Source organism: Amycolatopsis sp. w19 (assembly GCF_051373225.1).
GTDB lineage: Bacteria > Actinomycetota > Actinomycetes > Mycobacteriales > Pseudonocardiaceae > Amycolatopsis > Amycolatopsis japonica.
The window spans coordinates 37,984-47,169 of the sequence record NZ_JBPQFM010000002.1; the positions used below are offsets into that span (position 1 = coordinate 37,984).

The following is a 9,186-nucleotide window of genomic DNA, read 5'->3' on the forward strand; positions in this document are numbered from 1 at the left end:
GGGTGTGGTGGTCAGTGGCGGAGTCACGGGTCGCCGTGGACCTGGATCGAGCGACGTGACGAGCAGGTTGTGATGGAGCTGCACCTGGCCCAGGAGCGAGTCCAGCGGTGGAAGCTTGAGGCCCTTCTTCCTGCCTATCTCGACGCACGCCCTGACGAACGCAGCGACGCGATCCCAACGTGGCGCTCGTGTACCACGCCCACTCAGAAGATCCGACACAGTAGTCCGTGCGAGGAGCTCGGGATTCATCTCCGACAATTCGGCCAGCGTCGGCTCGCCAGCCAATGTCCGTACCTGCACCAGCTGCGCGACGAGCCTGGCTCGCGGGTTGGTCTCCACACCTCTCCTTGCATGCCGTTCGGAAACGTCCGGAGTTCGGATGTCGGAAACCTAGCCCCAACCTCGGCAGGTACTCCGTGAAGTTCCGGTTTTCGGCGAGAATGTCTCACCCGAACGGCGCAGTGTCCCACGCTGGTACGCAGCCGACCTCCTCCGAGGTCTCCGAACACGAGGGAGTAGTCCATGCCCAGGACCCGTCACAACCGCGATCGCCATCCTCGTCCTGTACTTCGAGCTGTATTGACCGGATTAACTTCGGGACTCACCCGGGTTGTGATCGACTGGCTCATCCGGCACTTCCTGTCGTGAGCGTTCAGCGTCGACGCAGAACCGCCGTCTCACGTGCACAGTGGGAGGCGTGTGGATAGTGAGCAGCTCGCCCCTCGGACACCCGCATTATTCACACGCAAAGAGGTCGTCGCGTAGACGGCCTCTTTTTCGTTGTCGTACCGCAGGTCAAGCCTCAGATCCCGGTAGAGCCGTGCCAGCTTCCCCGGTTCGCTGTCGGCGAGCGCTGCCCCGATGTCGCCGAGCGAGTCGATCATTGCGTACACCTCGGCGTCAGTGATCCCCGCAGGCTCGCCCGCGGCCGCTAACACTCCCTGCGCTGCCGCTCGGTCAGCTTGAGCCTCGTTGATGCTCTCGACCAGCGCCATCGGGTCGACCCCAGCGGCGATGGCGTCCTGGAATCGCCTGAGCTTGGCTTCCGCCTCCTCCAACTGCTTACTTGCGACTCCATCACCCTCGGCTCGCACCGCTGGCTGAGCGCCCACAAGCCGACTGACGGTCTGCTCAATGTTCTGCTGGTCGAACAGACCACCGATCCAGCCGTTCACCGCGTCCCGCAGCGGCTCTTCCCGGAGATAGATCGTGGGCGGATGAGTGAGTAAGACCGGCGCACCTGGTGCCAGAGTCCGGGCAGGGCATCGGTAGTACATGCCGTACTTGCGCGGGCTGCCTTCCATCTTCCGCTCGCACGCGGCACACCGGATGAGACCGCGGAACAGGTACCCGTGCTTCACCGGGCGACCCGCGCGTTCGGCCTTGTGAGCTGTCCGAAGGCCGCCAGCTGCCTTGGCTCGCCGGATCAACTGCGCCTGCGTGAAGTCCTCGACCGACACGATCTTGGGATGCGCGGGCTTACGTGACCGGACCACTCGATCCGGCTTGGCTCGCCGGAACCGCACGACGTTGCCGGCGGCGACGTCATCGGGATCGAACAGCATCTCCTGCCGAGCCGACCGCCCAAAGACCGCATAGCCCGTATAGCGCGGATTCTCCAGGATCGATCGCGTAGTACTGCCCTGCCAACCATCGGCGAGCCGATGCCGGTTTTGCTCCGGTCGTCGAGCCGAAGGGCACGGGATCCCATCTCGGTTGAGCCCGTTCGCGATCGCTCGATCACCCATCCCGTCGAGGTATTCAGCGAAGATGCGGCGCACGACTTCGGCCGCCAGCTCGCCTATCGCGAGCACCCGCAGAAGGAACGTCACAGCCTTCCTCGGGTTCGGATGTAGCCGCCATTTACGACCACGAACCCGTACCGAGCGCGGCCACCGTGGTGCCAGCCCTCATTGGCCGCCCGCGCGTCCTTCGCCGCCGGGATCTGCGCCTAATACGCGGACGTTCGAACGTAAACGATGATTCGCTCAACTTGGCGCAACGAGGTTGGCGAGGTGATTCAGGACTTTCAGTAGGCATTGTCAGATCAGGTCATCCGTTGACCAAGGTCGCAATGGGAGCCGGCTAGCGAGCGTGTCGAAGTAGCGCTGGTGCCGCCAGAGATCGCGATTACCGATGACGTAGAGCCGTCGCTTCGCCCGTGACACCGCAACGTTGAGCAGATTGGGCGTTTCCGCTGCCCACTCGCGAGCTCGAACCTTACGTGGTGCGCTGCCCAGAACGAGGATGATCACGTTCGACTCCTGGCCCTGGACGGTATGTACGGTACCGACATTGTCAGTGCCGAATACCCAACCGAACCGGTTGCGGCAGACTTCCTTGGCGCCCCGCACCGCCTCACGAAACGGGCTGATGACGCGGATCTCCTCGGGAGCGACGCCGTCCCGTTCCAGCTCGTCGAACAGGTCGGACAATGCTTTACCCTCTTCGGGAACCCAGTTGTCACGCGATGGGCCGCGCACGTCGATCCACGCACTACTGCCGGGATAATCACCCTTGGCTTGGGTTCCGTAGATCATTAGATCACCACCGTAGGCTATGTCGTTCGAGATGCCGAACATCAATCGCTCGCAGCGTCGATGCACTCGTAGCGGCGCGCCGACCCATACCCGACCGTTGCCATCTGGTTCCGGAAGCGACGTGCCGAACCGAGCCGAACGATCGGCGAGCTGCTGTACCGAGGTGTTCTCCGGCGTCCACTGCTCGTCGACTCGATGGTTGCGCCTCAACGCGTGCTGCGCGGACAGCGGCAATGACACAATCGGCTTCAACTGCTGCGGGTCTCCGACGATCACACTGCGTCGAGCACGCCAAATCCCGCCGAGTGCCTGTTGCGGCGTTGCCTGGCCAGCCTCATCAATGAACAGCCATCCGAACGTTTCGCGGTCAAGGCCGCGAAACAGGTGCGGCAGCGATGCAAAGGTGGTGGAAACTACCGGAACAACGAGGAAGAACGATTGCCACACCATGCGCAGTGTCTCTGCCGGCAACCGTAAACCTTCACGCAACATCGCCATGGCAACATCGAGGTTGTCCTTCAACCGGGGTTCCGCACCGAGGATGAACGTCTTGTGCAGACGGAGCGCCTCGAGGAACAGGCGATTGCGAGCCTCGGTGTACGCGACGTCTGCCCACGGCGCGCATAGTTGAAACTCTTCATCAGTGGCGAAATCTGTCCGGTACGGAAGGCGTTCCGGCCACCGCGCGCGGGACTGCGCAAGCTCGGTTTCCAACGCGGCGATCTCATGCAGGGTCTTCTGCAATGTGACCTCGTGCCGCCTCTGCGCGACGCTGGCCTCTCCCACCGCTGTCTTGTGGATGCCCACTGTCGGTCGGAGGGCCTCAACACCAGCCTTCGCATCATCGAGGGCTTTGTCGAGTTTACGGCGTTTCGTGTCCCACTCACGTCCAGCACGAAAGAAAGTAGAGAGCGACACCCAGAAGTTGGGGTGGCGTGCCGCGTGTTCGTCGCATGCTTCACCGGCATCCGCGACCTTCTTCTCCGCAGCTACCAGCTCGGCGTTCGCCACGGCAAGGGCCGCAGTGTGGTGTGCGGTCGCCGCGCGTGCCGCGTCGACAGTGGCACGTAGACTGGCAAGTCCCGCCTTGCGAGGTACGAGTCGATCAATCACATCAGCGGCCAGCTGACGCTGGGCGGCTAACTGATCGACCTCGGCACGTACCTCCTTGAACCGGCGCACAGCTTCTGCCCAGATGTCCGCGGTCAGCGGACGCGCGGCCGCGTCGTCGAGGATCTCTTTCATACCCTTGATCGGTGCCGGCTGCTCCGGCGCGGAAACGCTGCCTCCGCCGACCTGGTCACCCCACCAGAAACGCTTGACGAACGTACCGCGGTTGCTCCGTTTCCCAAGCTTAGCCGCGATCAACCCCCACGCTTGTGCCCCGAGTACATTGCCGGCCAGCTCGGTGAAGTAGTCGGCGTCGCAGGCCGCCTCCTCGGCTCCGCTCACCGCACCGATACCCGGGATCTCCATGGTGATGTTGGCCGCCGCCTTGTTGCCCGCGGTCGCGACCACGATTTCGGAACCGGTCAGCTCCGGTCGAAGCCAATGGACAGTCGCGGTGTACCGCGGCCTCAACGGAACTCGATCGGTCCGCTCGGCGAACGCGTCGGTCGGGTGCGCCACCCGTAGATCGACGATGCGCTGGGCTCGGTCGACGACAACGGCGGCCACCACGTCGCGCAGCATGGTCGTCTTGCCGGTGCCGGGCGGTCCGTTCACCGCGAAGACGCCGGACGCTGAGGCGAACTCGCCCATGATCTCGTTGACCGCGAACTGCTGACTCACCACCAAGGGCCGATCGATCGCTGTCGGCCATCGTCCCCCGGGAATGTGTTTCGGCGCGACCTTGCCCACGACAGTCTCGGGGAACGCGCGCACATCGACCCGATTGCCTGCCAAGATAGAGGCCGGCTCGGCCAAGTAGGAGCCGATGCCGGTACCGATATCACCTCGGCGCGCCGCGGCCTCGATACGGAGCAGGTCATCGGAGATGAAGCTGTTCAAGAAATTCTGTTCTGACGCCTCGTCCGCAGTGCGCTGGTGGACCTGAACACACTTCACCCGTACCCCGTCGACCTTGAGCAGGCGGGTAACATCCAACGCAGCTCCGAGTCGGGCAACGAAAGCATGCACGAGCTGCGGGGTCATTTGGGGCGGTTCGGATATCGGTGGCTCGGCGGCCGGCTGATCAGAAGCGGCTTCTGTGGCTGCGGTTGTCGATTCGGGCTTCGATGACCGCGGTGTGAGCAGCTTCTCCACGAACGTACCGGCCGCCGCACCAGCGATACCACCGATGACTGGGCCGGCCACGGTTGTCAGAGCGGCTGCAGTCGTCACCTTGACCGCGTCGCCAGTCGCCTTTGCTCCGGTCGTCACCGCCTCGGCGGCCGCGCCCTTGACCTGACCAAGCACTGCTTTACCTGCCTTGGCCGCAAGACCGTTACCCGTCGAACCGGGCCGAACCGGCTTGGGTGGAGCCAGTCGATTGAGCGCTGCGACGAACGCCTTCTCTTCGACTTTGAATCCCTCCAGCCAGCCTGGTGCGTCCGGTCCAGGCTCATGAAGCCTACTGATCGCCCATGCGCAAGCAGACAAGCAAGGTGAGTCCTCGACCAAATAGCCTTCGGCGTCGAGGGTGAACGCGAACATCGCTGTATCCGAGTCGCCGCGTTCCACGAATTCGTTGTCCTCGCGACCGAAAACTGCAGCTAACGTCTCCCGCACAGTGGATAGACTATAGATTCCGCCGTAGACGCTGAACTGCCACACTTTACCCTTGGGCAGTGCAGCTTTGGCGATCCAATGCCGCTGATCCCAGGGAGCGATATCGTCGGCAGCCAGGTCCAGTACGATTTCGTCGGCGCCCGGACGTCGACCCTGTGTCGGGCGTGGCGCACTCTGCGGACTGAACATTTCCACTGCTCGCCAAAACCGCACCACTTCCGCGGCGCGCGGATCTCCAGCCATCGATATCCCCCGCACAATTCTCTGCTCGAAATGAAGCAGTCGACACGGTACCGCGCCGACCACTGCAACCTTCGTCAGGGCGAGACTCCGGCCACGGAAACGCGGACGATAGGTTCCCGCGCATGCGCCTCGCCACCGGAGAACACGGAAGCCGACGCCCGCACGATGCTCACCCGACGAACGCCCATCAACGTCGTATCTCAGCTTTGCTCGTCACCCCCAAACCGTGGAGTTTTGTCGGTGGCTATCTCTAAACTCGTGATCATGACGACTGATGAGCAGCTGCCTGGCGTACTACTGCAGCCTCGCGGACGTTTAGCTACTGCGCGCGAACACTACGAGCGATCAGTGCGTCGAGGCATCAGCCTGATCGAGTACGCCGGGCCGTTGAAAACCCAGCTCGAGACCCTTGCCAGGTTGTACCCGGATGGTGTCGCAAGGCTGTGGGGTGCAACGCCCACCAAGAGCACCAGCAACGAGAAGTTTCAAGCGCTACGGGACAGGCGGATCGGTGACACTGTCCTCTTCTATGCGGACAAGGCATTCTACGCGAGTGCATCGATCGCACACCTGTTCCGCGACCATGCCGCCGCGCGCGCGATCTGGGGCGCCGAACTGAGCGAAGGGCGCGAGGTGACTTGGGAGCACATGATGGCCCTGACAGACCTCCAACCGCTCGATCCACCGGTACCCGCAGAAGAGCTGGGAGTGGCGATTCCCCTGCGCGGCATGCGCCTAGCCGAGTCAGACCAGGCCGCAACCATCCATGCCTTACTGAACGGTCGAATACACCGCGCGAAACGTTCACCCGAATGGCCGAAGCAAGACAGCTTGACACGTCAGGAGTTCATTACGCAGCTCACGACGCTGGGAACCTCGCGGTGGCCAGCCGCTGTAACTGTGTTGTGGATGATCGGCAAACGAGCAGACTGCGGTCTACGGACGGCGATTTGGCCGGAGTTTCGCGATGTGCTCGGGCCGCTGCTGGTCAAGGTGGGCTCGCCGGAGCCGCCTGAACAACCAGTCCTGTCGCTGCGTTCCACGAGCTTCTGGGAGATCGACGGATTCGACCAACAACGTAACGAGTTCGGCGAAGACGCGGCGGCGGGCTTCACCGTCGCAGCGAATAAGCTGCTGCGCTCAACCAAGGCGCAAGGTGAAGTCATCGCCGTGGTGATGCGACAGCTACCCGAAGAAACCGACAAAGTCGAGCTTCTCGAGGCCGTCGGCTTGGCCGGATTCGCGAGCGCGAGCGGACAACCTGTCGAACGGGTCGAAGGCCGAGGACTCCGCATGCGTCGGGATGCCGAGCTTGCCAAACGAGTCAAGTCGGTTCACGAGGACACCTGCCAGGTCTGCGAAGTGCAGCTAGAAACCAGGGACGGTTTCCGAAGCGAAGCCGCCCACATCCGTGGCCTCGGCGCACCGCATGACGGACCCGACGAAATCGAGAACCTTCTATGCCTTTGCCCGAATCATCATGCACAGTTCGATGGGTTCGCGATCTACATCGACACGGAGTGGAACGTTCGTCGAACCCGGAACGGTGACTTGATCGCTCCGCTTCGGCGCGAGGCCGGGCATACCATCGACGACGTCCACGTGGCTTACCACCGTGCTCTGTGCGGCCGCGAAATCTGATCTCGACGAAGAGCTGGGTACGCGAACCGTTGCGAGGCTCGCTAGAGAGTCGGTTACACGCGCATGCCAGCGTTGACGAGGTCGATTAGATCGTGCTTGCATGATCTAATCGACCGAGCATCCCAACGTGACGTATGGTGCTCAAGTGAACGACCGCGACATCCGGGCCGCGCTACGCGTCCACCTTGAGTCGACCACGGAAAGCGGCGCGATCATCCGCGACGAGCTGGGCTTATGCCTCGGAGACACTCGTGTCGACATCGCCGTCATCGGAGGAACCCTGGCAGGGTTCGAGATCAAGAGCGACCGTGACACGCTGGATCGGCTACCAGGCCAGGTCGACCGCTACAGCCGTGTGCTCGACTTCGCGACGCTCGTTTGCGAACCTCGTCACCAGGCCAAGGCGTCTGTCCTGTTGCCCAGCTGGTGGGGTATCTGGGTAGCAGAGGAGCAGGACGGCGCGGTCACCTTTCAGCCGATGCGTAAGGCGTCGCGCAACCCGGGCCCCGATCCCTATACCGTCGCACAGCTGCTGTGGCGCGACGAGGCGATGGCAGCGCTACGTGAACGTGACCTTCACCGAGGCCTGTCCTCCGCCACTCGCTTCCGGCTGTGGGAGCGCATGGCGGACACGATGTCGATCAAGGACATTCAGCAGACAGTGCATGCAGCGATCATGGCGCGCCCAGACTGGCAAGTCTGCTCGTAACGTACTCGAGGTGGTGGCTTGTCCCGTACGCCCGCCACTTCTGAGGGTTTCCAGGGCCTACCTCCTCAGCTACGACCTTGGTGATGATTGCGTCACCCCAGCTGAGGTCTGCGCCGCCGAATTCCGGCGACTCAGAGACGGCCCGGCAAATCTCACGGTACTGCTCATTGCCCCGAGGGTCCTTCTTCGTGCCTCTCAGGACCATCCAGTGACCGTCGACTGCGTAGCGGATATTCGGCGATGGGGTAGCAGGAGCGGACGGAGTATGCGGAGGATGCCCCACGCCGTAGTCACCAAAGATCGGTTGCCGACCGAAGAACTGCCTCCGCGAGGCTAGCCCGGCCCACAAGTCGACCTCTCGCCTGCGCAGTGACGTCAACACCCAAGGGTGGACGTTCGTTAGATCCTTGGGGAAAGCGCCGCCGGCTACCACGACAGAACGCCACCGGTCGAGCCACGGCAGACCTTCCAGATGTTCGATGGCTCGCTCAGCCGCGTGTGCGACCACCCGGTCATCTCCGAGCATGCCGAAGTCCAGGACCAAGTCCACTTCTTCAGGTTCAACGAGCAGGTCCGCCATGAGATCTGTCCCCCATATGGCGAGGTCCCGAGGGTTCTCGTCGAGCTCCGACGCATCGACACGTAGACAACAGCCACGTCTATCGGTAGCAATGGCGGCACGGAGTACTTCCAGAACCGGTGCATCGTCGGCGAAGTGGACAGTCGGCCTCACTTTGACCTGGTAGCGCCGTGCGTCCTTGAGTAGCTGCTCCCATCGCGCCGGCTGACCATCTGCGCCGGGGTAGTTCAGATCGACCGCTACCGCCTCTCCTAACGGCCAGTCGGTCCTGAGCTTGTGAACGAACCCTGCGATATCGAGCTCGGGAGTTCCCGACTTGGGCACCGCCTCGATCAGCGGCAGCAATGAACTCGCCGTACTTCTAGCAAGATGGGCAAGCGCCTCGAACTCTCCGCTTCGCCCCTTCAGGATGGGCATGTACAGCACCCCCATGGCAACCCCCTACCACTCGGTGCTTTCAGTCGAGTACACAGAGTGCTCTCAGTCAAGCCGCCGTTGTGGGGCAGTTACTGCATGGACGTCACTGGAACTGGTCAAACCACAGAACGTTTACCACACTGCGTGCATGTCAGAGCGCGACAACTCCCGGACATGATCACGTTAGCGTGACGATCAGTTGCCTGCAGTAACAGTCTGGGATGACTGGCGCGACAGCCGAGTTGGGGCCTTCACCGGCCAGGAGCAGGTCGACGATCCCCAGCTGGACGATTGAAACGACCGTCCAAAATGCGGGTGACCGCAAT

5 protein-coding genes are annotated in these 9,186 nt (G+C 62.6%); 2 read left to right on the forward strand and 3 right to left on the reverse strand.

Translation table 11 applies throughout. From position 1 onward, the window contains the following. Window positions 1-677: 677 nt before the first annotated feature. Together ACSMFO_RS04815 and ACSMFO_RS04820 are read right to left on the reverse strand one after the other, a co-directional pair. On the reverse strand, window positions 678-1,832 hold the full coding sequence (locus tag ACSMFO_RS04815) for a recombinase family protein (RefSeq protein WP_436457107.1): 1,155 nt from the start codon (window positions 1,830-1,832) through the stop codon (window positions 678-680). Between the two features lie 210 nt (window positions 1,833-2,042). Then, window positions 2,043-5,513 carry a DEAD/DEAH box helicase gene (locus tag ACSMFO_RS04820; protein WP_436457108.1) on the reverse strand — a complete coding sequence of 1,157 codons (3,471 nt, stop codon included), beginning with the start codon at window positions 5,511-5,513 and terminating at the stop codon, window positions 2,043-2,045. A gap of 264 nt (window positions 5,514-5,777) precedes the next feature. On the opposite strand from ACSMFO_RS04820, the gene ACSMFO_RS04825 reads away from it, so the two are divergent. After that, window positions 5,778-7,154: an HNH endonuclease gene (locus tag ACSMFO_RS04825; RefSeq protein ID WP_436457109.1), complete on the forward strand. Its 1,377-nt coding sequence runs from the start codon at window positions 5,778-5,780 to the stop codon at window positions 7,152-7,154. Between the two features lie 145 nt (window positions 7,155-7,299). After that, window positions 7,300-7,863 (forward strand): sce7726 family protein, encoded by a 564-nt coding sequence (locus ACSMFO_RS04830; protein WP_436457110.1) that lies wholly within the window; start codon window positions 7,300-7,302, stop codon window positions 7,861-7,863. Here the strand turns inward: ACSMFO_RS04830 and ACSMFO_RS04835 are convergent. Continuing rightward, on the reverse strand, window positions 7,829-8,875 hold the full coding sequence (locus ACSMFO_RS04835) for a beta family protein (protein WP_436457111.1): 1,047 nt from the start codon (window positions 8,873-8,875) through the stop codon (window positions 7,829-7,831). The two genes, ACSMFO_RS04830 and ACSMFO_RS04835, sit on opposite strands and share 35 nt — an antisense overlap. Window positions 8,876-9,186 lie beyond the last annotated feature (311 nt).

Excerpts from the sequence above, each read along its gene's own strand:
- ACSMFO_RS04820 (WP_436457108.1), bottom strand. The coding sequence starts at position 5,513 with ATGGCTGGAGATCCGCGCGCCGCGGAAGTGGTGCGGTTTTGGCGAGCA.
- ACSMFO_RS04825 (WP_436457109.1), top strand. The coding sequence starts at position 5,778 with ATGACGACTGATGAGCAGCTGCCTGGCGTACTACTGCAGCCTCGCGGA.
- ACSMFO_RS04835 (WP_436457111.1), bottom strand. The coding sequence starts at position 8,875 with ATGGGGGTGCTGTACATGCCCATCCTGAAGGGGCGAAGCGGAGAGTTC.